The organism is Flavobacterium sp. KACC 22761 (assembly GCF_034058155.1).
Lineage (GTDB): Bacteria > Bacteroidota > Bacteroidia > Flavobacteriales > Flavobacteriaceae > Flavobacterium.
This window is the reverse complement of the sequence record NZ_CP139148.1, coordinates 977862-1001783: the sequence shown is the minus strand read 5'-3', so window position 1 is coordinate 1001783 and position 23922 is coordinate 977862. Positions and strand designations below refer to the sequence as shown.

The window sequence follows — 23922 nt, the reverse complement described above, 5'->3', positions numbered from 1 at the left end:
GAAGAAATAGATAAAATTATGAGCTATAAAAACATAAAAAGAGTTTTATCTACATTTGGAATATTGATTTTCTTTCTTCCATTTTTTCAAACTTGTTCAGACGAATCTCTTAAATCTAAAAACACAATTTTTAAAACTAAATCAGATTCTTCTGAGTGGGAGAAAATCGTTGCTTTTGAAAAGGCAAAAGAAAAAGCAACCGTAACGGGTTATGATTTAGCGTTAGATTTTGAAATTTCGGTGTTGTCGATTTTTACGATAATTATGTTTCTAAATTTCATTATTTGGGTTTTTACCTTACGGAATTTCGAAATATCGATGCTTGCATTTTTAAATACATTCCTCTCTTTTATTGCTTTTGTTCTCTTATGCATCACAATTCCATTTGGACAATTTAGATACGGAATGTTTTTATTTCAATTGAATTCATTGGTTCTTTTTTATTTCATTTGCAGAGAAGGGAAAGAACTAAAAAGATAGGATTAGCAAAAAAAAGAATCATAAAAAAAACTCCAAAATCAAATGACTTTGGAGTTTTTTAAATTTTGTGGGGAGAGCAGGATTCGAACCTGCGAAGTTCACACAGCAGATTTACAGTCTGCCCTCGTTGGCCGCTTGAGTATCTCCCCATAAACGCTCGGTAAAGCGTAAAAAAAACTCCCTAATTTCTTAAGGAGTTTTTGTGGGCGATGAGGGGTTCGAACCCCCGACCCCCTCGGTGTAAACGAGGTGCTCTGAACCAGCTGAGCTAATCGCCCTATTTTACTAGGTTGCTATCATTTTGTGATTGCGAGTGCAAATATACGCTAGTTTTTGACTTCTGCAAAGAAAACACACTAAAAAATTAAACTTTTTTTAATGTGTTTTCTATCTTGCTGAGGCAGAAAATGTTATAAGCGTAAATTTTTTAGGTATTTTTTACTTTGAAAGCGTCGGAACGTTTCTGTAGATGTAATCACTGTGTTTTCCGGTGAAAGATTTTTCCAATTCATCAAAAAAAGCATCGGCATCTTTTTCATTTGGCCAAGTTGATTTAATGAGTTCGTCTATTTTTTCACTTGATTTCTCCATATCGGCTAAGGAATCATAGAAAAAGGCTTCCATAAAATCAGTGCTGCTGGAACCCCAAGAATGTCGGAACGGATAATACGCTTTTATATACGGATCCTTGAAGGTGATTTTATCATTAAATTCCTTAAGATTCTGTCCTTTTCCTTTTCCACTCATTTCTGATTTTCGAATATAGATGATCATTGGTTTTTTAGTAACATCTTTATACGCTTTTTCGCCAATAGAAGTAATGCTCTGGTAAATTTCATCGGAATGTTTAATGGTGTAAAAAGCGTCGTATTTTTCAAAAAATGCTTTTCTAGCCTTTTCATCTGGCCAAGCTTTTTTGGCAAGCTCATCATTGATGGCATTGGCTTTTTCAATGTCCTCCCAGTTTTTGTAGACACTGACTAAAATAACTTCGGTATTGTCATCTGTGTAATAATGAGTCAGGATTTCTGATCCAATAATAAGATCATTTTTGCTGGTAATTTTGTCAAAATATTCCTGTTCAGCGGCCTTCCAGTCTTTGGCTTTTGCATCCAAACTGCGATGCAAGGTTGTCATGGTAATAAATACTGGTTTTTCTTTTTCAGGTGTTTTTTCTTGTGCGTACGTGGTTACGCACCATAAGGTCATCCAAAGGATGAGCCCTACAAGTGTAGTTCTTGTTTTCATGATTAAATTTGTTTGGTTAAAAAAAAAACTAAACAAATTTAACTCATTAATAAACAGGTAGTTGTAAAAGTGGCGTTTTATCGATAAACGTTAAATTTTTATGTTTAACGGCAACTCTGCGACTACAAAAGTACTGCCACCTGCATAAATAAAATCATTTTTTGTAGCGTTTTTCTTTGCCTCCAAAAATGCTTTTTCAACCGAATCGTATTTTTCTCCAAATAAATTGTACTTCTTGGCTGTATCTTGCAGAATTTCAGTGCTTAATCCCCTCGAAGAATCGGGACGACAGAAATAATATTTCGCTTTTTTAGGGAAAAGTGGTAAAATCGAATCTAGATCTTTGTCGTTTACAACACCCAACACAATATGTAAATTTTCAAAAGTCTCCTTTTGAAGCTGGTTCATAACAACAGCAAGACCGTGTTTGTTGTGAGCAGTGTCGCAGATAATTTTCGGATTTTCTCCAAGCTGTTGCCATCTTCCTTGAAGGCCAGTGTTTTTTACAACGTTCAATAATCCTGATTTTAGACTTTCTTCAGAAACTTTAAAATCGGTGGTTTGATTTAAAATCTGAATCGTTTGTTGAACTGTTTTTTTATTATGAAACTGATAATCGCCAATTAAATCAGAAGGAAAAACTTCTGAAATCAAATCGGAAGCAAAATAAATCGGGGCGTTGTTTTCTTTGGCTTTCGCCAAAAATACAGGTTGCGTTTCATTGGTATATTCGCCAATAACGACTGGAACATTTGGTTTTATAATTCCGGCTTTTTCGCCTGCAATTGCTTCAAGTGTATTTCCTAAAAATTGTGTGTGATCTAAACCAATATTGGTAATAACAGAAACCAAAGGTGTAATAATATTTGTAGCGTCCAATCGTCCACCCAAACCAACTTCGATAATCGCAATATCTGTTTTTTCTGAAGCAAAATAATCAAACGCCAAACCAACTGACATTTCGAAGAAACTCATATCATTGGCTTCAAAAAAGCTTTTGTGTTTTCCGATAAATTCAATTACAAAATCCTCTGTAATTTCCTCACCGTTGATTTTGATTCGTTCTCTGAAATCTTTTAAATGTGGCGAAGTGTACAATCCAACTTTATATCCTGCTTCCTGCAAAACAGAGGCAAGCATGTGCGAAGTAGAACCTTTTCCGTTTGTTCCAGCAACGTGAATGCATTTTAATTTCTTTTCGGGATTACCAAGATGTGTGGCCAGTAATTTAATATTGGTTAAATCTTCTTTATAAGCAGAAGCGCCCTGCGTCTGGTACATTGGAAGCTGATTAAACATCCAGTTTGTAGTCTCTTGATAGTTCATTTATTCAGATAAAATAGTGGTTGATTGAAATAAATTTCGATTTTTGTAGTTTAATATTACAGCGAAAATTATCTTTAGTGCAAATTTCAAATAATTTTTAGAATTAATCATAAAAACCAGAATTAAAATATGTTTAGCTTCATTCAATTACAAGCAGATACAATCGCAAACGCAGCATCTAACGTAGTTATCGAAAAAATCGCTCCAGAACAAGAAATTTCAATGTTTGGGTTCATCATGAAAGGAGGAGTTTTTCTTATTCCAATCGCTATTTTATTGTTTTATACTATTTATGTCATTTTTGAGCGCTATATGTATATCAGCAAAGCATCAAAAATTGACAGCCGATTGATGCAAGATGTTGGAGATAAATTGAATGCGGGAAATATTGAATTAGCAAGAACAATTGTAGAAAGAAGCAACACTGCAGCCGGAAATATCCTAAAAGAAGGCGTTTTAGTAATTGGAAGGCCAATTGCCGAAATCGAATCAAACATGGACCGCGCCGCTGATATTGAGATTGGCGAAATGGAAAAGCATTTAGGTCACCTTGGACTTATCGCGGGTATTGCGCCAACGCTTGGTTTTATTGGAACAATTTCAGGAGTTATTAAGATTTTCTACAGCATTTCGGTTACAGAAAATATCAGTATCGGAAACATTTCTGGAGGTTTATACGAAAAAATGATTAGTTCAGGTTCAGGATTAATTGTGGGTATTATTGCGTATTCTGCTTACCACTTATTAAACGGAAAAATTGATAATTTCGCCTTGAAAATTCAGAAGCAAATTTTAGAATTTGTAAACATAATTCAAAGAGCATAAGCCATGTCGATTAAAAGAAAAAGAAGATTTCATGCTGAGGTGGCGACTTCGTCATTAAGCGACATTATGTTTTTCCTGCTGTTGTTTTTCCTTATTATTTCAACGTTGGCGAATCCGAATGTGATTAAAATGACATTGCCAAAAGCCAAAGCAAATGAAAAGACAAATAAGCAATTAATTAGTTTATCTGTTACTGAAGATAAGAAATTCTACATCGACAAAGAACCAGTTGATTTTGAGAATTTGGAAACGAGTTTAATGTCTAAAATAGGAACAGACAAAGAACAAACAGTTGTAGTCCGAATTCCGTTTAATTTGCAAGTACAAGATTTAGTTGATGTTTTGCAGATAGGAGTGAAGAACAATTTGAAGTTTGTAATTGCTACTAGTCCGAAGTAAAATGATCATTAGGGTGTGGACCACGTAAGGGGAATCGACATTTGTCTAAAAATCAATTATGGAGAAAAATAACATTAATAATTTCTTTACAATTAATCGTGAAAATTGGAAGGAAACAAAATTCATTTCTGGAAGAATTGCAACAGATATTGACGTTAAAAATGGTTTTGCAACTTTTAGTATAAATAAAGCAAAAAAACATACTACTTGTGATATAGATTTACCAACACTGGCTCAACTAATAGATTATGAGGAACCAAATGATGATTTACACGAGGTGGTTGTTGTAATTCAGTTGGAATCTAATGACGATGAGTATGATGTTGTTGGCTATAGAAAATTTAACGGTGAAACGGGATCGTGTTTGGCGAATGATGTAAAATGGTTAAGAGATTGGGAAATTGAAAATTTTAAGTAAGCTGCCAGAACATGACACAAATATGGGATTTATAAAATTGACTTAATTGATTTTTTTAGACTCTGTATTAATATTAGAAACTGAATACAAAAAAGGCTTTCAAATTTCTGAAAGCCTTTTTTGTATAAAATGATTAGTGAAAATCTGTGTAATTAGTGTTTTTAGTTCAAACTAAAATTATAAATAATTTTTCCAACTTGTTTTGCGGGAGCGTCATTATCAGATTCCCATTTGGTGTTCATCGCGGCAATTTTCGCCTGGTCTAATAAACATGGAGCTGTGTTGGTTGTTCCTTTTATTCCGGCCGTTGCGCTTATTGTTTTTCCGTTTTGATCAACAGTAACTTCAACCACAACTTTTCCTTCCTCATTGCAAGTATATTTAGGAGCAGGTTTAGATAAAGCTTTTCGGTTTCCTAAAGAATATCCAGATCCGCCACCAGAACCACCGCCACTTCCGGCTCCGTAACCACTTCCTGTTCCAATTCCGTGCCCGGTTCCGTTACCGCCTCCGGTTCCTCCTCCAGAGCCATCACTTCCGTAATAGCCATTCGAATTCAAACTTCCGTTTGATTTTCCTTTATTTCCCGCCACTTTATCATCTCCATCGCCACCTTTATTTGAACCTTTTAAAATGCTTGATAGAGCATCGTTTGTAGAATTGGAAACTTTCGGTTTCTCAGGTACTGGTTTTTGTATTGGTTTTTCAACAGGTACAGGTTTTTTAGGTTTTTCCTTTGTTGGAATAACAACATCATTGTCTGTAGTTGTGTTTTCTTGCGAAATTATGGCTTCCTCTTCAGGAGTTGCTTTTGCTGGTGCTTGTTTCACATTGTTTTTCACTTCCAAAACTTCGCTTTTATAATTTTTGCCAGAACCTAAATCACTATCGCCAAAGTTTACCGTTACTCCGCCACCGCCACCACCGCCATCAGCAAGTGCAACATTATTTTCTGGATTATATGGCGGCCAAAAACGTATAAAAAACAATGATAGAATTATTACGGCATAGATAGCCGTAGTGTATAGTAACGATTTCTTTTGGTCCGAAAAAATAGGGGAACTCATTTAATTCTGAATTTTGAAATGTATTATTTTAAAAACGTTTAAAAGTAGTAAAAATTGTTTAGAATGAAAGAAGGAATTTAACCGCAATGCACGCAAAGGTTTTGCGCAAAGAACGCTAATTTATTTCTCGCAAAGTCGCGAAGTCGCAAAGTTTTCTTTTTAAGTCCTTTGCGACTTCGCGACTTTGCGAGATTTAAAAACAAACAACTTTGTGAACTTTGCGTGCATTGCGGTTAAAAAAAAGCGAGCTAATATTTAGCCCGCTTAGAAATGAAGTATAAAAAAATTACACTAACTGTTTCAATGCAATTTCGAATGCCGTTGCACTAATATTTGTTTTTGATGAACTCAAAGCATGCGCTTTTACGATCGCATTTTTAATCGTTTCAGAAGTATCATTAAAAATAGCCTCATCTGTCATTTGAACTTTTTTCTCCATGAAGTAAGCAAAAACTCTTGCCATTCCGCAATTTGAAATGAAATCTGGAATCAAGCTTACTTTATGATCCACTTCTTCCATAATTGATCCGAAGAAAATCTCTTTGTCAGCAAAAGGTACATTTGCACCGCATGAAATTACTTCTAATCCATTTGCGATTAAGCTATCAATTTGTGCTTGAGTTACCAATCTTGAAGCCGCACAAGGCGTAAAAATTTCAGCACCAATTGTCCAGATTTTAGAATTGATTTCTTCAAACGGAATCATATTCTCAGCAACTAATTTGTTTCCGTCTTTGTTTAAAAATAAAGTTCTGATTTCTTCAAATGAAAAACCTTCTTCTTTGATTAATCCTCCGTCGCGATCAATAATCCCGATCACTTTTGCGCCCATTTCAGCCAAATAAAAAGCAGCTGCAGATCCAACATTTCCAAAACCTTGAACGATTGCTTTTTTGCCTTTAATTTCGCCTCCATAAATAGAATAGAAATGACGAACCGCTTCGGCAACGCCATAACCTGTAATCATATCGGCAACGGTATATTTTCTGGTAACGTCTGGAGAGAATTTTGGGTTTTCAATTACTTTGATAACACCTTGGCGCAATTGGCCAATTCTGTTGATTTTATCAGCTTCAGTTGGTTTGAAATGTCCGTTGAAAACACCTTCCTGCGGATGCCAAACGCCACATTCTTCAGTCATTGGAATAACTTCGTGAATCTCATCAACATTCAAGTCTCCTCCGGTTCCGTAGTAACTTTTCAATAAAGGTGAAACGGCTTTGTACCAACGTTGCAAAACACCTTTTTTGCGAGGATCATTTGGGTCAAAATTAATTCCAGATTTAGCACCGCCAATTGCAGGTCCAGAAACTGAGAATTTAACTTCCATCGTTTTTGCCAATGATAAAACTTCATTCATATCCAAGCCTTTTCTCATTCTTGTTCCTCCTCCCGCAGCTCCTCCGCGTAAAGAATTAATAACTGTCCATCCTTCAGCTTCAGTTTCAGAGTCTTTCCAGTTAAAAACAATTTCAGGTTCCTTATTTTCAAATTGCTGTAATAAATCTTTCATTTTGTTGAGATATGTTTATTTTGCGTAAAAGTATAAAATAGAATAATGCGAATAATGTATTTTATTGCAAATTTAATGAAAGAAAAAAAAGAAAGCCGAAAACGATAAGGTTTTCGGCTTTCGGAATTCGAATATTTTTAAGGAAATTTGAATTATATTCCTAATAAGTGTTTTTTCAAAGTTTCATCAACTGGTTTGTCTGAAAGCCAGATTCCGAATAATGCTTGTTTAAAATCAAATCCTGTAATTTTTCCTTTTGGAACATCGTTTTTGATTACATTAACCGTTTGATCAAGCGGATTGTAGAATAAAATGAAAACATCCTTTTCTGTAATGGCATCGCTTAAATATGTTTTGAACTGCTCAATTCTTGGGCGCAAAGCCTCAAGATTGCTCCCTGCAGATTTTTCAAAACCTGTATTCATCGCTTTTGTCAATTTGTTTGAAGAAACCATCGATGAGGTAATTTCAATTCTGATTGCCATTTCAGTATCACTATCGATAATGAATTTTGGGTCTTGGCTTAATTGTGATAAATAAAGTGCCTGAACATAAACTTCCAACCACATTTTTGATCTTCCGCCGGCACCGTTTAGCTGCATTGTTTTATTTTGAATCTCAATTTTTCTTGGAACTGTAACGCCATTAACATCTAATTGAGTTTGCGCAGAAACAGTCGAAAATAGCACACTAAATACGAATGCAAATAATAGTAAAATCTTTTTCATACTTCTATCGATAATTTTTGTTTTTTGGCAAAAATACTTTTAATTTCTAAATTTTGCTCTCTAAAAATAGATGTTTTTTAGCAAAGTATTGCAATTTTTCAAAATGTATTTCTTTCATAATCAATTTAGTAAGACTTGCTTTACGTACATTTGCGTGTTCCCGAATCGGTTGCGCTTTTTTTAGTCAGTAATTTTCTAAAATTTGAAATAAAAGGGCATTTTTATCGACAATTATCTTCTTAAATTTTAGAAAAAACTTTGCCAAATTGATGCTTGTCTGCTCAAAAATCAGAATTATTACGAAAACGTTATCGTGATTATTGATTATCTATTAATTTTATATGCACGCATTGTTAATTTGGGTTTTAAAAATTATCTTTGGAAGCCTTTATAAGCAAAAAACAAAAAAATACAAAAACAAATTATTTCCATTTTCGACAATTTGATTATGGATTTAGAAAAACAATAAACTAACTACATTATGGATTTTAATCTTACCGAAGAGCATTTGATGATTCAGCAAGCAGCAAGAGATTTTGCTCAAAACGAATTATTGCCTGGAGTTATTGAACGTGACGAAAAACAAATTTTTCCAACTGAGCAAATCAAAAAAATGGGCGAGCTTGGATTTATGGGAATGATGGTTGACCCAAAATACGGTGGAAGCGGACTTGATGCTATTTCATACGTAATTGCTATGGAAGAAATTTCTAAAGTTGATGCATCGGCTTCTGTGGTAATGTCTGTTAACAATTCATTAGTTTGTTGGGGGCTTCAAGAATTTGGAACCGAAGAACAAAAACAAAAATATTTACCAGGCTTAGCTTCGGGGCAAATTCATGGAGCATTTTGTTTAAGCGAGCCAGAAGCTGGAAGTGACGCGACTTCTCAAAAAACTACTGCTGTTGATATGGGAGATCACTATTTGGTAAACGGAACAAAAAACTGGATTACAAATGGAAACACGGCTTCAGTATATTTAGTAATTGCTCAAACGCATCCAGAAAAAAAACATAAAGGAATCAATGCTTTGATCATGACCAAAGATATGCCAGGTTTTTCTATTGGTCCAAAAGAACAAAAAATGGGAATCCGTGGTTCTGATACGCATTCTTTAATGTTTAGTGATGTAAAAGTGCCAAAAGAAAACAGAATTGGAGAAGATGGTTTCGGATTCAAATTTGCAATGAAAACGTTGGCTGGAGGAAGAATCGGAATTGCTTCTCAAGCTTTAGGAATCGCTTCTGGCGCTTATGAATTGGCTTTGAAATATTCTAAAGAAAGAAAAGCATTCGGAACTGAAATCTGCAATCATCAAGCAATTGCTTTCAAATTGGCAGATATGGCGGTGAATATCGAAGCAGCACGTCATTTATGTATGAAAGCGGCTTGGGATAAAGATCAAGGTAAAAACTATGATGTGAGTGGTGCAATGGCAAAATTATTTGCTTCACAAGTAGCAATGGATACGGCTGTTGAAGCGGTTCAAATTCACGGAGGAAATGGATATGTGAAAGAATATCATGTGGAACGTATGATGCGCGACGCTAAAATTACTCAGATTTATGAAGGAACTTCTGAGATTCAAAAAATAGTAATTTCAAGATCAGTTATCGCGGGATAATTAGATTTTAATTCAATAAAAATGAAACCCTTTCGGCTTTTGCAGCTTCGGAAGGGTTTTTTTATTACTTTTCCATAACCTAAATTTCAAACCCAAAAAAACAAACTTTTATGAAAAAACTATACTTTCTTCTTCCGTTTATTTTATTTGGATGTAAATCAAATACTTCTAAAGTAAATGACGTAAATTATAAAGTTTCGCAAACCGAAGTTTCTGATTTTTTAAAATATCTTTCTTCAGATGAATTAGAAGGACGCGAAACTGGAACAAAAGGGATTGAAAAAGCGGCAGTTTTTTTAGAAGACTTTTTTAAGAAGAATAAAATCAAACCTTATTTTGCATCGTATCGTGATACTTTAACGAATTTTAAATCTCCGGCGTATAATATTGTGGGTGTTTTAGAAGGAACAGATCCTGTCTTGAAAAAGGAATTTGTGGTTTTGAGCGCACATTATGATCATATCGGTCTGGATACAAAACAACAGACTGATAAAATTAATAATGGCGCCAACGATGATGCTTCGGGTGTAACCGCAGTTGCTCAGATGGCGAAATATTTTGCAAAGACAAAATCGAATAAACGCAGTATTCTTATTGTGTTTTTTGCGGGAGAAGAAAAAGGTTTGTTGGGATCTAAAAGTCTAGTTCCAAAATTAAAAAAGAGAGATTTTAATTTGTACACGCAATTGAATATTGAAATGATTGGTGTGCCGATGAAGCGCGATTTTTTGGCTTACGTTACAGGTTTTGATAAATCAAATATGGCACAGAAAATCAATGAATACACTGGGAAAAACACCATTGGCTTCTTGCCGAAGGAAGCAGAATATAAATTATTTTACAGATCTGATAATTATTCATTTTTTGAAGCCTTTGGAAAACCTTGCCAATCGATAAGCACTTTCGACTTTGAAAATTTTGAATTTTATCACCATGTTTCAGATGAATTCAAAGTAATGAATATTCCGCATATTACTGCATTTGTGCAAGAATTATTGCCAGCGGTAACTCAAATCACGATTACTCCAACGGAAGAAATTACAATGAATTAATAACATAGCTTTTTATTGGTTTTGTTTATTTTTGCAACATGAAAAATATTATCGTTACAGGAACCAGCCGAGGAATTGGATATGAATTGGCATTACAATTTGCCAATGCAGGAAATCAAGTTTTAGCGATTTCCAGAAAAATACCGCAATCTTTATTAGAGCATCAAAATGTTACTTGTCTTTCAATTGATTTGGCTGACGAAAGTGCTTTGGCTGAAGTAGAAAGTTTTCTTTCATCAACATGGAAAAAAGTAGATGCTGTTGTTCATAACGCCGGAGCATTGATTTGGAAGCCTTTTGCAGAAACTACTCAGACTGATTTTGAAAATATTTACAAAGTGAATGTTTTTGCCGTTGCAAATCTGACCAGAATTTGTTTGCCTTATTTGCAAAAGGGAAGTCACGTTGTAACCATTAGTTCGATTGGCGGTGTAAGAGGAAGTTTGAAATTTGCTGGTTTGGCAGCTTACAGTTCTAGTAAAGGCGCTGTAATCACTTTAACCGAATTATTAGCCGAAGAATATAAAGAAAAGGGAATTTCGTTTAATGTTCTGGCGTTAGGATCTGTTCAAACCGAAATGCTGAACGAAGCTTTCCCAGGTTATCAAGCGCCAATTTCTGCAGAAGGAATGGCAACTTATATTTATGATTTTACGCTTAACGGAAATAAATATTTTAACGGAAAAGTATTAGAGGTTTCTTCTACGAATCCGTAATTAATTATGAATTATGAGTTTTGAATTATGAGTGAAAGTATTGTGAAAACCAAAAGTTTTGAATTAGCTATAAGAGGAGTTAATTTTTATAAATGGTTGATTTCTGAAAAGAAGGAATTTGTAATGAGTAAGCAGTTTTTGCGTTCAATTACTTCAGTTGGTGCAAATGTTAGGGAAGCTGTGAATGCTCAAAGCAAAGCTGATTTTATTCATAAGTTATCAATTTCTCAAAAGGAGTGTGATGAATCAATGTATTGGTTAGAAATATTAATAGCAACGAATTATATTTCTAAACCTTAATTTGAATCAATGCATAATCAGTGTGAGGAGGTACTAAAAATCATAAAAAGCATAATTATAACGTCAAAGAAAAAACTCATAACTCAAAATTCATAATTCATAATTACATTGAGCGAAACTTTAGCAAAATACATTCCCGAACACGCAGTAAAGCCTGTTTTTGATTTGATTGTTTCCAATCAGGTGCACTTGAAAATCGTAAATGAACGTCAGACGCGTCATGGAGATTATCGAAGAGGACCGAGTGGAAAACATGAAATCACGGTCAATGCAAGTTTGAATAAATACCGTTTTTTAATTACGCTCATTCATGAAATTTCGCATTTGGTTGCATTCGAAAAATTCGGAAGAAATATAAAACCACATGGCAATGAGTGGAAATACACTTTTCAACGTTTGATGGTTCCGTTTATTCGTCCAGAGATATTTCCGAGTCAAATTTTGCCTTTGTTGGCAAGACATTTTAAAAATCCTTCTGCGAGTAGTGATACTGATACGACATTATCATTGGCATTAAAACAATATGACGCAAATAGTGACAAAAATTATATTTTCGAAATTCCATACGGAAGCGTTTTCCGAATTAAAAATGGTAAAGTTTTTAAGAAATTAGCTGTCCGTACAAAACGTTTTGAATGTATCGAAATAAGCTCAGGCAAAACCTATCTTTTTAATCCAAATGCTGAAGTTGAGCTGATTGATTAAGGGTTAAATATTTCAAAATAGAAAATTCCAAATTCCAATTTTATGCAAGATTGGAATTTGGATTTTTTTTAATTTGTTCGTTTACAAATATTTAATATGTACCGCTTTGTGTGTTAAAATAAATTTTGCATTTTTGATAAAACGATTTTTATGAGAAAAATATTGCTTTTAGTCTTGTTGTTTACATTGGCATCTTGTGATAAAGATCCTGTATTAATTCAATCAGGAATTGAAACCAAAGTTTACGGCAAAGTTACAGATGATCACGACGTTCCGATTTCAAATTTAATTGTCAAAGTTGGAGAGTATAAAGTGGCCGCTACTGGCTCTTACATCATGTCCTATAATGATTATGAGTTTGTGAAATGGGCTGATTCGACTCATACGGATACTAATGGAGATTATAATTTTACCTTTAAAACAAGTGGTAAAGGAAATTTTTATGATTTGGTTATAGGTAAAGAAGTAAAACCACATGAATCTCCAGTTATATTTTCAGAATTGAAAGCTCGTATTACAGAAAGTGCAAATGATATGACATTTATTGGTAAACAATTTGAGTTTAATACCAATGATTTAATTCGATTGTACCCATGTCAAATAACATTTATGCTAAACAATATTGAAACTTTTCCTATTCAAATTAGGCACGATTTTACAAACGCCCTTAATCTAATTGATCTGACTGCAAATGTGACTTTTAAGCAAACCATATATATACAGCGATACAATAAGGAAAAAGTTACTTTGTCGAGGATGAAAAATGGAATTAGGCAGGTAGCGTCATATGAGTTTCCTGCAAGTAATGTAGAAGAAATAACATATCAAACAGTAACAGTTTTAGAAACAGATTTTAAAGATATAAAGTAACAAGAAAAAATGAAAAAATCCCAAATTCCAAGTTTTTCTAAATTGGAATTTGGGATTTTTATATTTTGGATTTTAGGGAGATTTATCCCTTTAAATAAGCTTCTCGTACTTTCTTAAACAAGTTAGAAGAATAAACAAACTTCACAATATCTTTATTGTCAGTTCTAAAGATTTCTTCTTTATTTCCTTGCCATGCTTTTAACCCCTTTTTCAGGAAAACGATATTTTCACCAATTTCCATTACAGAGTTCATGTCGTGTGTGTTGATAACGGTTGTAATGTTGTATTCTCTAGTGATTTCTTGGATTAGGTTATCGATCAAAGTTGAAGTATTTGGATCTAGGCCAGAGTTTGGCTCATCGCAAAATAAATATTTCGGATTGTTTACAATAGCGCGTGCAATGGCAACACGTTTCTGCATTCCACCGGAAATTTCAGAAGGTAATTTTTTATGCGCATCGATTAGATTTACTCTTTCTAAAACGAAATCAACACGTTCTTGAATTTGAGCTTTGTTTTTGTTAGTGAACATTCTTAGTGGGAAAGCCACATTTTCTTCAACGGTCATCGAGTCAAATAATGCAGAACCTTGAAATACCATTCCGATTTCGGTTCTTAACTCACGTTTTTCGTCTTTGTCTAAATCAGAATAAACTCTTCCGTCAAATTCAATTGTTCCTGAATCTGGTGTGTGAATACCTAATAATGTTTTTAATAAAACTGTTTTTCCAGATCCACTTTGTCCAATAATCAAGTTGGTTTTTCCAGTTTCAAATACTGTCGAAACACCTTTTAAAACTTTGCTGTCGCCAAATGATTTTTCTATATTTTTTACTTCTATCATTATCCTAGTAATAATTGAGTTAATATATAATTTAGAAGAATGATGGTTACAGATGTCCATACAAACGATGTTGTACTTGCTTTACCCACTTCTAATGCACCACCTTTCATATAATAACCATGAAAAGATGGAATTGTTGCCAATAACATCGCAAAGATTAAAGTTTTGATAAAAGCATATGTGATATGAAAGGGAATGAAATCTTTTTGAGCTCCCATAATAAAATCGGCACCTGTTGAAAATCCGCCGTAAGCACAAGCAAGCCATCCTCCAAAAATTCCCAAAAACATACTAATCCCAATTACGAAAGGATACATTAATAAAGCGATAATTTTGGGGAAAACAAGATAATTCACTGAGTTAACTCCCATAACTTCTAAAGCATCAATCTGCTCTGTAACACGCATTGTTCCGATACTTGAAGTAATATAAGAACCCATTTTTCCGGCCATAATTACCGAAATAAAAGTAGGAGCAAACTCCAAAACTACAGATTGACGTGTAGCAAAACCAATTAAATATTTTGGAATCAATGGGTTAGTTAAGTTTAATGCCGTTTGGATGGCAACAACTCCTCCAATGAAGAAAGAGATAAAGCAGACAATTCCAAGTGAATCAATAATCAAATCGTCTATTTCTTTGAAAATTAAATTTCTCATAACAGGCCATTTGGTCTGTTTATTGAAAATTTCTTTCAGCATTAAAAAATATTTTCCTATTTGGGATAAATAACGAATTAGCATCATAAGTTTTAAATATTGGCTAAGGTAAAAAGAAGTTATGAGTTTTGAGTTATGAGTTAAGAGTTTTCGGCACGTTTCCGAATCAAATTAACTTTTTTTTCATTTTTTGCAAACGATAATTTCTAATAAACTTAGCTTGTTCAGGAGTTACTAGTAAAGGAGTTTTGGCGCTTTTAGCTTTCATAAATCCTTTAATGTAATCTAAAAATAGAAATGGTTTTTTCTTCATCATCGCCAATTTTGCCGAAGCAATTGCCGTAATCCAAAAACCATAACCTAAAGTGTAAAAGGCTTCGCCTTGTTTGTAACGAGCTGTTTTATTGTAGTTTGCACCAGTTGGTTTTAGATGTTTTACATGCAAAGATTGGTCGGTAACTATTTTCCAATCGTAATACTTGCACAATAATTCATCAACAGTATCCCAACCCATTGCTGGTTTTAAACCGCCAATTTGCTTAAAAGTTTCTTTACGATATGCTTTTAAAGCGCCACGAATGTGATCTTTATCGGTTAAGTTTTCTAAAACCCATTCGCCGTTTTTATCAATATAGCAGAATCCGCCAACCATTCCAATTCTAGAATCTGATTCGAAATGTTTGATTATGGTTTCGAAATAATTAGGTGGAAAAATTAAATCGCCGTCAATTTTTACGATAATATCATAATCAGAATCCAATGTTTCAAAACCTTTTTGAAAAGCCTGAATTACTTTGCTTCCTGGTAAATGAATGGCATCTGAAGTTTTGTTTACAACAGAAATGTATGGGTTTTCCTTTGCAAATCCCAAAATAACTTCTTCTGTTTTATCTGTAGAATTATCGTTTACAACCACAACTTTTGACGGCAAAACAGTTTGCGTAACTAAAGACTGTAATGTCAACCCAATTAAGTCTTGCTCATTATGTGCAGGAATGACGATGTAATATTTCATTTTAAGAATTTTAGATTTTAGATTTTAGATTTTAGATTCTGCGCAAGTCATCTAAAAATCGAAAATCAAAAATCGTTAATCAGCAATCTTAGTTCTTAACTTTTTCCGCAACAACAAGATAATATCTCGGAGTAAAATATCTTAGTAAAGGTCTTAATCCAAACTTTTTTACTGGATGTGTGAATTGTAAACGATCTGTTATTTTCCAACCCGTTTTTTCTAAAAGCCAGTCCAGTTGCCAGTCTTCAAATTCGTGATAATGTCTGTCCCACATATCCGTTTTAGAACGATATGCTGATGAAAACCATAAACGTAACGGAATTGAAATTAGCAATTTGTCGCATTTTACGTTTTCTAAAACCGTGTACGGATTTAATAAATGTTCGAAAATTTCAAACGCAGTAAAAACAGTATATTCTTCTGTTTGTAAAGCGGTGTGATCGTTATCTAAATCTTCGCCTTTTGTATTTTTGACCGTATAGCCATTTTCTTCCATTATTTTAGAAAACGGATTTGGAACTCCAAAATCAAAAATAGTTTCAGATGTGCTAACGTGTTTTTGTAAAAATTCTAAAGTAAGCTTGAATCTTTTATTCGGAAACGTTTTTTCGTACATAGTCATTGCGAACGAATCAATCTCTCGTTCTTGATTTTAATTAGGTCGCAAATATACTAAAAAAGTCCGCACTATAAGATGCGGACTTTTTTAAGTTTTCAGTTTACAGTCACAGTTTTCAGTTTGTAGAACTGGTCACTGTGACTGTAAACTGCGACTAAATACTAGTATCGGTAAACAAAAGCATTAATATTCATTCCTGCTCCAACTGAAGCAAAAATTAGAACATCGCCTTTATTGATTTCGTGGTTTTCTATTTTTCCTTGTAAAATCAGATCGTATAAAGTAGGAACCGTTGCTACACTGCTATTTCCTAAATCGTGAATGCTCATTGGCATGATGTCTTTAGGAGCAGTTTTGTCGTATAATTTGTAGAAACGTTCGATGATCGCTTCGTCCATTTTTTCGTTTGCTTGGTGAATTAGGATTTTTTTCACTTCGTCAATTGAAATGCCACTTTTATCTAAACAGCTTTTCATCGCGCACGGAACATTACTTAAAGCAAATTCGTAGATTTTACGTCCGTACATTTTAATGTATTTAATATCTGGATCTAAATCTGGATTATATGATTTTCCGAAGAAAAGATAATTGGCTTCATCATTGGCAAAAGTAGCACTCTCATAAGATAAAAGTCCAGCTTCGTCACTTGAAGCTTCTAAGATTGAAACTCCGGCACCATCTGAATAAATCATAGAATCACGGTCATGATCATCTACAACTCTTGATAAAGTTTCGGCACCAATTACCATCACTCTTTTTGCCATTCCAGATTTGATGAAAGCATTAGCTTGCAATACGCCTTCGATCCAGCCTGGGCATCCAAAGAGAATATCGTAAGCCACACATTTAGGATTTTTGATTCCTAATTTATTTTTTACACGTGTTGCTAAACTCGGCAAAACATCCGTTTGATGCGTTCCCGTTTTTACGTCGCCAAAATTGTGGGCGAAAATAATATAATCTAAAGTTTCAGCATCGATTTCGGCATTTGCAATCGCTTTTTGTGCAGCGAAGAATGCCAAGTCCGAAGCGGTGTATTGCGGTTCAGCATAACGACGGTTTTGAATTCCGGTGATGCCTTTGAATTTTTTAATAACAACTTCGTTCGGATAACCAAAAGGAGTTCCATCTTCATTTAAAAAAACATGCTTGTCAAAATCTGTGTTTTTTACTTCCAAATTAGGAATATAACTCCCAATACCAATAATTTTTATTTTCATTTTTCCCGTAATTATCCGATAAATTTGATGCTAAAATAGAAATAAAATAATGATAACTATCATAAAAAATACTATGCGCGCATATAATTGTGAAATAGCAGATTTTTTAATCATAAACTGATTATTTTCTAATGTTTTTTTAATATTTCCGAGATTTCAAACGTTTGAGATTGATTTAGGAGCTTATTTTTATTTTGCTATGATATTTTGAAATGTTATAAAAATAAATAAAAAAGGAGAGAATGTTATAAAAAGGAAAAGTTTGCTTTTTTTGTTTCATGTTTCAAGTTCCAAGTTTCAAGTTTCAGGTTACATGTTAAACGTTATCAAGAACTTGAAACCTGAAACAAAAAATAAACCCGACAGGTTTTTAAAACCTGTCGGGTTTGAAATATGTATAGAAAAACTAATTCTTAGTTTTCCATGTAAGCTTCAATAGGAGCACAGCTGCAAACTAAGTTTCTATCACCATAAGCATCGTCTACACGACGAACTGATGGCCAGAATTTATTGTCAGCGATGTAATCTAATGGGTAAGCTGCTGTTTCTCTTGAATAAGGGAAATCCCAAGCATCAGAAGTTAACATTGCTAATGTATGAGGTGCATTTTTCAATACATTGTTTTTGTCATCAGCGGTTGACGCTTCAATCTCTTTTCTGATTGAAATAAGAGCATCACAAAAACGATCTAATTCAGCTAAATCTTCAGATTCAGTTGGCTCGATCATTAAAGTTCCAGCAACTGGGAAAGAAACTGTAGGAGCGTGGAAACCATAATCCATTAAACGTTTTGCGATATCGCCCACTTCGATTCCGTTTTCTTTAAATGCACGACAATCTAAAATCATTTCGTGAGCCGCTCTTCCGCATTCACCTGTGTAAAGAATTGGGTAGTGTCCTTCGAAACGAGATTTCATGTAGTTTGCATTCAAGATTGCGTGCTCTGTAGCACTTTTTAATCCTTCAGCGCCCATCATCGTGATGTAGCCATAAGAGATTAAACATACTAAAGCCGATCCGTAAGGAGCAGATGAAATAGCTGTAATAGCTTGTTCGCCACCTACTTTTAAGATTGGGTTAGTTGGCAAGAACGGAACTAATTTTTCGTTCACACAAATTGGTCCAACTCCAGGTCCGCCACCACCGTGAGGGATTGCGAATGTTTTGTGTAAGTTTAAGTGACAAACGTCAGCACCAATTGTTGCTGGATTTGTTAATCCAACTTGGGCGTTCATGTTTGCACCATCCATATATACTAATCCGCCGTTTTCGTGGATTAATTTTGTGATTTCAATAATAGAAGATTCGAAAACTCCGTGAGTAGAAGGATACGTTACCATTAAACAGGATAAATCATCTTTGTGTTCAATTGCTTTTTCTCTTAAATCTTCTACGTCAATGTTTCCTTCAGGAGTAGTTTTAGTAACAATGATTTTCATTCCGGCCATCGCTGCAGAAGCAGGATTTGTTCCGTGAGCCGATGAAGGAATCAAACATACATTACGATGACCTTCGTTTCTTGACATGTGGTAAGCACGAATTGCCATTAATCCAGCATATTCTCCTTGCGCTCCTGAGTTGGGCTGTAAAGTTGTTCCAGCAAATCCAGTAATTACATTTAATTGCTGCTCTAATTTTTTAAGCATTGTAAGGTAACCTTCAACTTGGTCAACTGGTGCAAACGGGTGAATGCTGTTCCAGTTTGGCATTGATAAAGGCAACATTTCTGAAGCTGCGTTTAATTTCATCGTACAAGAACCTAATGAAATCATTGAGTGATTCAATGATAAATCTTTACGCTCTAATTTTTTGATGTAACGCATCAACTGGCTTTCTGAATGATGATTGTTGAAAACATCATGAGTCAAGAAAGAAGATGTTCTTTCTAATGAAGCCGGTAATTGACTTGTAGCAGTTAATTCAGAAACCGTAACAGTTTCTTTTCCTAAAGCTTCAGCAAAAATCGCAACGATTTGGTTGATGTCTGCAACAGAAGTTGTTTCGTTTAATGAAATTGAAACTGAATCAGCATCAGGATAGAAGAAGTTTACTTTGTTTTGTTCTGCTACAGCTTTTACTTTTTGAGCATCCGCTTTTACTAAAATAGTATCAAAGTAAGCCGAGTTTGTTTGGTAAACTCCTAATTTATTTAAAGCTTCAGCAGTAGTAACTGCAGATGCGTGAACTTTATTTGCAATGTATTTTAATCCTTCTGGTCCGTGGTAAACAGCGTACATTCCAGCCATAACTGCCAATAAAACTTGAGCAGTACAAATATTTGAAGTTGCTTTTTCACGTTTGATGTGTTGTTCACGAGTTCCTAAAGCCATACGTAAAGCACGGTTTCCATTTGCATCAACAGAAACACCAATGATACGACCCGGCATAGAACGTTTGTACTCATCTTTAGTGGCAAAATAAGCCGCGTGAGGACCTCCGTAACCCATTGGTACACCAAAACGTTGTGTAGTTCCAACTACAACTGCAGCTCCCATTTCTCCCGGAGAAGTTAAAGTCGCTAACGATAAAATATCAGCAGCGAAGGCAACTTTGATTTCGTTTTCTTTTGCTTTAGCAACAAAAGCACTGTAATCGTTTACTTGACCATATTTTCCTGGATATTGTAAAATAGCTCCGAAAAACTCATTTGAAAAATCAAATGTTTCGTGGTTTCCAACTACTAATTCAATTCCAATTGGAGTCGAACGTGTTTGTAAAACCGATAAAGTCTGAGGTAAAATTTCTTCAGAAACGAAGAATTTGTGTGTATTGTTTTTCTTTTGATCTCTCGTACGAACATCAAATAATAAAGCCATAGCTTCTGCAGCAGCAGTTCCTTCATCAAGTAAAGATGCGTTTGCAATTTCCATTCCTGTTAATTCAATAACAGTAGTTTGGAAATTCAAAATTGCTTCCAAACGACCTTGAGCAATTTCTGCTTGGTAAGGCGTGTAAGCTGTATACCATCCTGGGTTTTCAAAGATATTTCTTTGAATTGGAGCCGGAACGATAGTTGGGTGATAACCCAAACCAATGTATGATTTAAATGTTTTGTTTTTCTTTCCTAATTCGCGAATATGATTGGCAAATTCGAATTCTGTCATAGCAGGATCTAAATTCAAAGGCGCTTTTAAACGAATATCGTCCGGAAGGGTTTCATAAACAAGTTGTTCGATTGAGTCAACTCCAATAGTTTTCAGCATATGCTGAAGATCTGTTTCTCTTGGACCAATGTGTCTTAAAGCAAAAGCATCTGTTTTCATGTAGCTATCTAAATTTTTTAATTAATGTGTTCGTACACCATTTTGACATACGAATCACATTTAAAAGTAAATGTGTTGTTTTTTTGTGGCGCAAAATTAAGTATTATTAATAATTTAACGGGTATTTTTAACTTCAATTTTTATCAAATTTCTAACTAATGATATGATTTGTTAATAAATGATTAGATTTGAGATATGAAACTTCTAAAACAAATTTTTGATTTTTATTTGAACAGCAGTATTCACGTGGCTTTGTCGTGTTATGCTTTGGTCCGAATTACGTTTCATGTATTTCATATTCAGTACGATGAGCCAATGGCTTTGTTTACTTTTTTCGGAACAATTGTAGGATATAATTTCGTAAAATATGACGCATTGGTTCGCGTAAAGAAAAATCCAATCGGAACACAATTAAAAATTATCGCCGTTTTGAGTTTTATTTCGGTGATTTTGGTTGGCTATTGTTTTTTCCATTTAAAGCGGATTACCCAAATTGTTTCTGTCGTAATTTTTCTGATTACAGCACTTTACACACTTCCGTTTTTCCCAAACAGAAAAAATGCCCGAAATTGGGCTGGCGTAAAAATTTATATTGTGGCACTTTGCTGGGTAGGAGCGACTTTGGTTCTGCCTTTAATAAATGCCGAAATTCCGTTTACAACAGATTTCTTTATCAAATGCATTCAGCGGTTTGTATTGGTTTTTGTCTTGATATTAGTTTTTGAAATCATCGATTTAGCCAATGACGATCCACATCTTCAAACCGTTCCGCAAACCATTGGAGTGAAAAAAACCAAACTTTTAGGATTTCTATTGCTGATTCCGTTTTGGTTTTTAGAAGTTTTTATTTCAACATTCAATTATCATGATGCGATTATAAATCTGATTATGGTCGTCATGCTGATGTTATTTATCTTTTTTGCCAATCCAAATCGCTCCAAATATTACACTTCTTTTTGGGTCGAAAGCGTTCCGATATTTTGGTGGCTGATGATTTTGTTTTTATAAATAAGGTATTCAAGTTTCTAAATAATTTGGGCGTACCCGCCGCGGCGGGTCGGGCTATCCGTTTCAAGTCCTCGCTCTTCCTTCGTCAGGCTGTGGGCTTTCCACTTCTATCCCTCACGCAAACCGTAACACGAAAAAATTCATTTTCAAAAGAGAATTTTATTAACTATTAATTTTCCGAAACCTCTTTCAAAACCTTATTTCTTTCCAAAAGGAAATTCGTAAGATGTTTTTCTAAAAACAAAATATCAAAAAGTTCTCCAAATATACCAAACGTAGTTTCATATTGTAATTTATCTTTCATAATCGTAAAACCATTTTCTTCCTCAAAAAAATGTTCATGTTTAAACGATTTGAACTTCCCTTTCTCCATTTCATCCGCAAAATAATTATAAAAATTCATTACTGTTATCCGACTTTTATGAGTGATGTAAAATCCGAAATGTTTACCGCGCCAGGTTACCGTCTCGCCTAAATTTATCAAACCAGATGTTACGCCAGCAATTGCTTTCTCTTTTGTAGGACTTGCCGATTGCTGATGAAGGTCGATATTTCTTGAAGCATCAAAAACGATTTGTTTTGATGCTTTTATTTTTGTTGTGAGGTTTATTGTTGTCATGATTCTTTGTGATTTCGAAAATTCAAATTAAAAAATAACCCAGAAAGAATTGATGAAATTGAATACGAGCAAGCTACGAAAAACCATAAATTTCCATCTAAGAGATCAGTAGTTATAAAAACTCCAATTATTGGAATTGAAATTAAAGTGATTTTTGAAAATAAAATTGATAAATGTTTAGCAGAAAAGTAATAGTAAACAAAAGCATAAACAATATAGGTTGGTACCGAAAAGATTATACTCACGATAAACACAACGGGATAAATTGCTAATAAGCTAATTACTTGCATTTCATGAAAAATTGGAAGAAACAAGATTACTTGAGAGACAAATGGGCCCAGTAGCAAAGTAAAGATCCAATGTTTAAAAAAATAACTCCAATCTATGTTTTGTATTTTCATTTCTTTAATAAATTTTTAAAAGCCTCATCAATATTTCCAAACTTAAATCTAAACCCATTTTCTAAAAGCCGTTTCGGAATCACATTTCGACTTTTCAAAACCAATTCAGTTTCTGTTCGAATAAAGAAAGATCCAATTTCCAGAAAGAATTTATTCATCGGAATTCCGAAAGGAAAACCAACAGCTTTTCGAAGTTTTTCCATAAAATCAAGATTTCGAATTGGCTCTGGAGAAACAATATTGATAGCACCGGTAATTTCTTTCTGAAGAATAAAATCAATCGCATTGGCAAAATCTTCTTCATGAATCCAGCTTATAAACTGATTGCCGTTCCCTTGTTTTCCTCCAAAACCAATTTTTGCCAAAGTCTTTAACGGAATTAAAGCGCCGCCGTTTTTTCCTAAAACAATAGAAGTTCGCAAAGCCGTTTTTAAAGTCTTTGGAGTTTCAATTTTAAAGAATGCTTTTTCCCAAGATAAAGCAACATTTATAGAAAAGTCATTTCCAATTTCGCCATTAATTTCATCCATTTGTTTGTCTAAAGAAAAACGATAAATAGTTGAGGTTGATGAATTCAGCCAATGTTTCGGCGGATTTTTGCAATTCAAAACCGCTTTATTTAGAATTCGCGTGCTTTCAATTCTTGACCAAAGAATTTCTTTTTTATTCTTTTTGGTATAACGGCAGTCAACAGATTTTCCGGCAAGATTAATTAAAACCGTTGCATTCTCTAATTCCTTTTCCCAACCCGAAAAAGTTCTAGCGTTCCAGTTTACATATTTTATTTCGTAAATTGTCTGTGATTTTCCGCGAGTCAGAATTACAATCTCTTCAAATTTATTTTTGAAATGATTAACTAAAACTTGTCCAAGAAAACCAGTTCCAGAAGCTATTACGAGTTTGTTCATTGTTGTGTGTTTTTATAGCCACGAATTGCACGAATTTTCACGAATTAATATTAAGCAAAACGCTAGAAAAATTAGTGGAAATTAGTGTAATTCGT

24 protein-coding genes and 2 tRNA genes are annotated in these 23922 nt (G+C 34.0%); 11 read left to right on the top strand and 15 right to left on the bottom strand.

Annotated elements, in window-relative coordinates; all coding sequences use genetic code 11:
• Nucleotides 1-18 precede the first annotated feature (18 nt).
• Nucleotides 19-480: a hypothetical protein gene (locus tag SCB73_RS04460; RefSeq protein ID WP_320568913.1), complete on the top strand. Its 462-nt coding sequence runs from the start codon at nt 19-21 to the stop codon at nt 478-480.
• Nucleotides 481-548: 68 nt separating this feature from the next.
• On the opposite strand, the gene SCB73_RS04455 is transcribed toward SCB73_RS04460, so the two are convergent.
• From SCB73_RS04455 to SCB73_RS04440, 4 genes are all read right to left on the bottom strand, one after another.
• A tRNA-Tyr gene (locus SCB73_RS04455) sits at nt 549-629 on the bottom strand.
• A gap of 54 nt (nt 630-683) precedes the next feature.
• Nucleotides 684-758, bottom strand: a tRNA-Val gene (locus SCB73_RS04450).
• Between the two features lie 160 nt (nt 759-918).
• Nucleotides 919-1728: a hypothetical protein gene (locus SCB73_RS04445; RefSeq protein WP_320568912.1), complete on the bottom strand. Its 810-nt coding sequence runs from the start codon at nt 1726-1728 to the stop codon at nt 919-921.
• 90 nt (nt 1729-1818) lie between these two features.
• The gene (locus SCB73_RS04440) at nt 1819-3054 is read right to left on the bottom strand and encodes a bifunctional folylpolyglutamate synthase/dihydrofolate synthase (protein WP_320568911.1); all 1236 of its coding nucleotides are present in this window, start codon (nt 3052-3054) and stop codon (nt 1819-1821) included.
• Nucleotides 3055-3183: 129 nt separating this feature from the next.
• Between SCB73_RS04440 and SCB73_RS04435 the strand changes: the two genes are divergently transcribed.
• Genes SCB73_RS04435 through SCB73_RS04425 form a run of 3 tightly spaced genes read left to right on the top strand, consistent with a single transcriptional unit; the run spans nt 3184 to nt 4696 of the window.
• Complete coding sequence (locus SCB73_RS04435; RefSeq protein ID WP_320568910.1) at nt 3184-3879, top strand: MotA/TolQ/ExbB proton channel family protein; 696 nt, start codon at nt 3184-3186, stop codon at nt 3877-3879.
• Nucleotides 3880-3882: 3 nt separating this feature from the next.
• The gene (locus SCB73_RS04430) at nt 3883-4278 is read left to right on the top strand and encodes an ExbD/TolR family protein (protein WP_026728937.1); all 396 of its coding nucleotides are present in this window, start codon (nt 3883-3885) and stop codon (nt 4276-4278) included.
• Between the two features lie 58 nt (nt 4279-4336).
• Nucleotides 4337-4696, top strand: coding sequence for a hypothetical protein (locus SCB73_RS04425; RefSeq protein ID WP_320568909.1), 360 nt, complete (start codon nt 4337-4339; stop codon nt 4694-4696).
• 161 nt (nt 4697-4857) lie between these two features.
• Here SCB73_RS04425 and SCB73_RS04420 read toward each other — a convergent pair whose 3' ends face one another.
• The 3 genes from SCB73_RS04420 to SCB73_RS04410 form a co-directional block, all read right to left on the bottom strand.
• Nucleotides 4858-5763: an energy transducer TonB gene (locus SCB73_RS04420; protein ID WP_320568908.1), complete on the bottom strand. Its 906-nt coding sequence runs from the start codon at nt 5761-5763 to the stop codon at nt 4858-4860.
• A 286-nt stretch (nt 5764-6049) separates the two neighbouring features.
• The gene (locus SCB73_RS04415) at nt 6050-7276 is read right to left on the bottom strand and encodes a Glu/Leu/Phe/Val dehydrogenase dimerization domain-containing protein (protein ID WP_320568907.1); all 1227 of its coding nucleotides are present in this window, start codon (nt 7274-7276) and stop codon (nt 6050-6052) included.
• A gap of 152 nt (nt 7277-7428) precedes the next feature.
• Complete coding sequence (locus tag SCB73_RS04410; RefSeq protein WP_320568906.1) at nt 7429-8004, bottom strand: chalcone isomerase family protein; 576 nt, start codon at nt 8002-8004, stop codon at nt 7429-7431.
• Nucleotides 8005-8485: 481 nt separating this feature from the next.
• Between SCB73_RS04410 and SCB73_RS04405 the strand changes: the two genes are divergently transcribed.
• The 6 genes from SCB73_RS04405 to SCB73_RS04380 all read left to right on the top strand — a co-directional run bounded on the left by SCB73_RS04405 (nt 8486) and on the right by SCB73_RS04380 (nt 13271).
• Entirely contained in the window at nt 8486-9628 is a 1143-nt protein-coding gene (locus tag SCB73_RS04405) for an acyl-CoA dehydrogenase (protein ID WP_320568905.1), read from the top strand.
• Nucleotides 9629-9738: 110 nt separating this feature from the next.
• On the top strand, nt 9739-10680 hold the full coding sequence (locus SCB73_RS04400) for a M28 family peptidase (protein ID WP_320568904.1): 942 nt from the start codon (nt 9739-9741) through the stop codon (nt 10678-10680).
• A 38-nt stretch (nt 10681-10718) separates the two neighbouring features.
• Nucleotides 10719-11396: an SDR family NAD(P)-dependent oxidoreductase gene (locus tag SCB73_RS04395; RefSeq protein ID WP_320568903.1), complete on the top strand. Its 678-nt coding sequence runs from the start codon at nt 10719-10721 to the stop codon at nt 11394-11396.
• 27 nt (nt 11397-11423) lie between these two features.
• On the top strand, nt 11424-11696 hold the full coding sequence (locus tag SCB73_RS04390; protein WP_320568902.1) for a four helix bundle protein: 273 nt from the start codon (nt 11424-11426) through the stop codon (nt 11694-11696).
• 108 nt (nt 11697-11804) lie between these two features.
• Complete coding sequence (locus tag SCB73_RS04385; RefSeq protein WP_320568901.1) at nt 11805-12401, top strand: SprT-like domain-containing protein; 597 nt, start codon at nt 11805-11807, stop codon at nt 12399-12401.
• A 150-nt stretch (nt 12402-12551) separates the two neighbouring features.
• On the top strand, nt 12552-13271 hold the full coding sequence (locus tag SCB73_RS04380) for a hypothetical protein (protein ID WP_320568900.1): 720 nt from the start codon (nt 12552-12554) through the stop codon (nt 13269-13271).
• Between the two features lie 82 nt (nt 13272-13353).
• Here the strand turns inward: SCB73_RS04380 and SCB73_RS04375 are convergent, their stop codons facing one another.
• The 6 genes from SCB73_RS04375 to gcvP all read right to left on the bottom strand — a co-directional run bounded on the left by SCB73_RS04375 (nt 13354) and on the right by gcvP (nt 20891).
• Nucleotides 13354-14115 carry an ABC transporter ATP-binding protein gene (locus tag SCB73_RS04375; RefSeq protein ID WP_035650552.1) on the bottom strand — a complete coding sequence of 254 codons (762 nt, stop codon included), beginning with the start codon at nt 14113-14115 and terminating at the stop codon, nt 13354-13356.
• Nucleotides 14115-14861, bottom strand: coding sequence for an MlaE family ABC transporter permease (locus tag SCB73_RS04370; RefSeq protein ID WP_320568899.1), 747 nt, complete (start codon nt 14859-14861; stop codon nt 14115-14117). The genes SCB73_RS04375 and SCB73_RS04370 overlap by 1 nt, the downstream gene beginning before the upstream one ends.
• A 79-nt stretch (nt 14862-14940) precedes the next feature.
• Nucleotides 14941-15789 (bottom strand): glycosyltransferase family 2 protein, encoded by an 849-nt coding sequence (locus SCB73_RS04365; protein ID WP_320568898.1) that lies wholly within the window; start codon nt 15787-15789, stop codon nt 14941-14943.
• A gap of 88 nt (nt 15790-15877) precedes the next feature.
• The gene (locus tag SCB73_RS04360) at nt 15878-16405 is read right to left on the bottom strand and encodes a methyltransferase (protein ID WP_320570073.1); all 528 of its coding nucleotides are present in this window, start codon (nt 16403-16405) and stop codon (nt 15878-15880) included.
• Between the two features lie 164 nt (nt 16406-16569).
• On the bottom strand, nt 16570-17628 hold the full coding sequence (locus tag SCB73_RS04355) for a 3-oxoacyl-ACP synthase III family protein (protein WP_320568897.1): 1059 nt from the start codon (nt 17626-17628) through the stop codon (nt 16570-16572).
• Between the two features lie 413 nt (nt 17629-18041).
• Nucleotides 18042-20891: an aminomethyl-transferring glycine dehydrogenase gene (gene gcvP / locus SCB73_RS04350; protein WP_320568896.1), complete on the bottom strand. Its 2850-nt coding sequence runs from the start codon at nt 20889-20891 to the stop codon at nt 18042-18044.
• Nucleotides 20892-21086: 195 nt separating this feature from the next.
• On the opposite strand from gcvP, the gene SCB73_RS04345 reads away from it, so the two are divergent.
• Entirely contained in the window at nt 21087-21899 is an 813-nt protein-coding gene (locus tag SCB73_RS04345; RefSeq protein ID WP_320568895.1) for a UbiA prenyltransferase family protein, read from the top strand.
• Nucleotides 21900-22068: 169 nt separating this feature from the next.
• Here the strand turns inward: SCB73_RS04345 and SCB73_RS04340 are convergent, their stop codons facing one another.
• Both SCB73_RS04340 and SCB73_RS04335 read right to left on the bottom strand, forming a co-directional pair.
• Nucleotides 22069-22518 (bottom strand): SRPBCC family protein, encoded by a 450-nt coding sequence (locus tag SCB73_RS04340; RefSeq protein WP_320568894.1) that lies wholly within the window; start codon nt 22516-22518, stop codon nt 22069-22071.
• 397 nt (nt 22519-22915) lie between these two features.
• Nucleotides 22916-23827, bottom strand: a complete 912-nt coding sequence (locus SCB73_RS04335; protein WP_320568893.1) for a TIGR01777 family oxidoreductase — start codon at nt 23825-23827, stop codon at nt 22916-22918.
• Between the last annotated feature and the right edge of the window lie 95 nt (nt 23828-23922).

Coding starts and splice junctions, on each gene's coding strand:
- SCB73_RS04460 (WP_320568913.1), top strand. CDS start 19: ATGAGCTATAAAAACATAAAAAGAGTTTTATCTACATTTGGAATATTG.
- SCB73_RS04445 (WP_320568912.1), bottom strand. CDS start 1,728: ATGAAAACAAGAACTACACTTGTAGGGCTCATCCTTTGGATGACCTTA.
- SCB73_RS04440 (WP_320568911.1), bottom strand. CDS start 3,054: ATGAACTATCAAGAGACTACAAACTGGATGTTTAATCAGCTTCCAATG.
- SCB73_RS04435 (WP_320568910.1), top strand. CDS start 3,184: ATGTTTAGCTTCATTCAATTACAAGCAGATACAATCGCAAACGCAGCA.
- SCB73_RS04430 (WP_026728937.1), top strand. CDS start 3,883: ATGTCGATTAAAAGAAAAAGAAGATTTCATGCTGAGGTGGCGACTTCG.
- SCB73_RS04425 (WP_320568909.1), top strand. CDS start 4,337: ATGGAGAAAAATAACATTAATAATTTCTTTACAATTAATCGTGAAAAT.
- SCB73_RS04420 (WP_320568908.1), bottom strand. CDS start 5,763: ATGAGTTCCCCTATTTTTTCGGACCAAAAGAAATCGTTACTATACACT.
- SCB73_RS04415 (WP_320568907.1), bottom strand. CDS start 7,276: ATGAAAGATTTATTACAGCAATTTGAAAATAAGGAACCTGAAATTGTT.
- SCB73_RS04410 (WP_320568906.1), bottom strand. CDS start 8,004: ATGAAAAAGATTTTACTATTATTTGCATTCGTATTTAGTGTGCTATTT.
- SCB73_RS04405 (WP_320568905.1), top strand. CDS start 8,486: ATGGATTTTAATCTTACCGAAGAGCATTTGATGATTCAGCAAGCAGCA.
- SCB73_RS04400 (WP_320568904.1), top strand. CDS start 9,739: ATGAAAAAACTATACTTTCTTCTTCCGTTTATTTTATTTGGATGTAAA.
- SCB73_RS04395 (WP_320568903.1), top strand. CDS start 10,719: ATGAAAAATATTATCGTTACAGGAACCAGCCGAGGAATTGGATATGAA.
- SCB73_RS04390 (WP_320568902.1), top strand. CDS start 11,424: ATGAGTGAAAGTATTGTGAAAACCAAAAGTTTTGAATTAGCTATAAGA.
- SCB73_RS04380 (WP_320568900.1), top strand. CDS start 12,552: ATGAGAAAAATATTGCTTTTAGTCTTGTTGTTTACATTGGCATCTTGT.
- SCB73_RS04375 (WP_035650552.1), bottom strand. CDS start 14,115: ATGATAGAAGTAAAAAATATAGAAAAATCATTTGGCGACAGCAAAGTT.
- SCB73_RS04370 (WP_320568899.1), bottom strand. CDS start 14,861: ATGATGCTAATTCGTTATTTATCCCAAATAGGAAAATATTTTTTAATG.
- SCB73_RS04365 (WP_320568898.1), bottom strand. CDS start 15,789: ATGAAATATTACATCGTCATTCCTGCACATAATGAGCAAGACTTAATT.
- SCB73_RS04360 (WP_320570073.1), bottom strand. CDS start 16,405: ATGTACGAAAAAACGTTTCCGAATAAAAGATTCAAGCTTACTTTAGAA.
- SCB73_RS04355 (WP_320568897.1), bottom strand. CDS start 17,628: ATGAAAATAAAAATTATTGGTATTGGGAGTTATATTCCTAATTTGGAA.
- gcvP (WP_320568896.1), bottom strand. CDS start 20,891: ATGAAAACAGATGCTTTTGCTTTAAGACACATTGGTCCAAGAGAAACA.
- SCB73_RS04345 (WP_320568895.1), top strand. CDS start 21,087: ATGAAACTTCTAAAACAAATTTTTGATTTTTATTTGAACAGCAGTATT.
- SCB73_RS04340 (WP_320568894.1), bottom strand. CDS start 22,518: ATGACAACAATAAACCTCACAACAAAAATAAAAGCATCAAAACAAATC.
- SCB73_RS04335 (WP_320568893.1), bottom strand. CDS start 23,827: ATGAACAAACTCGTAATAGCTTCTGGAACTGGTTTTCTTGGACAAGTT.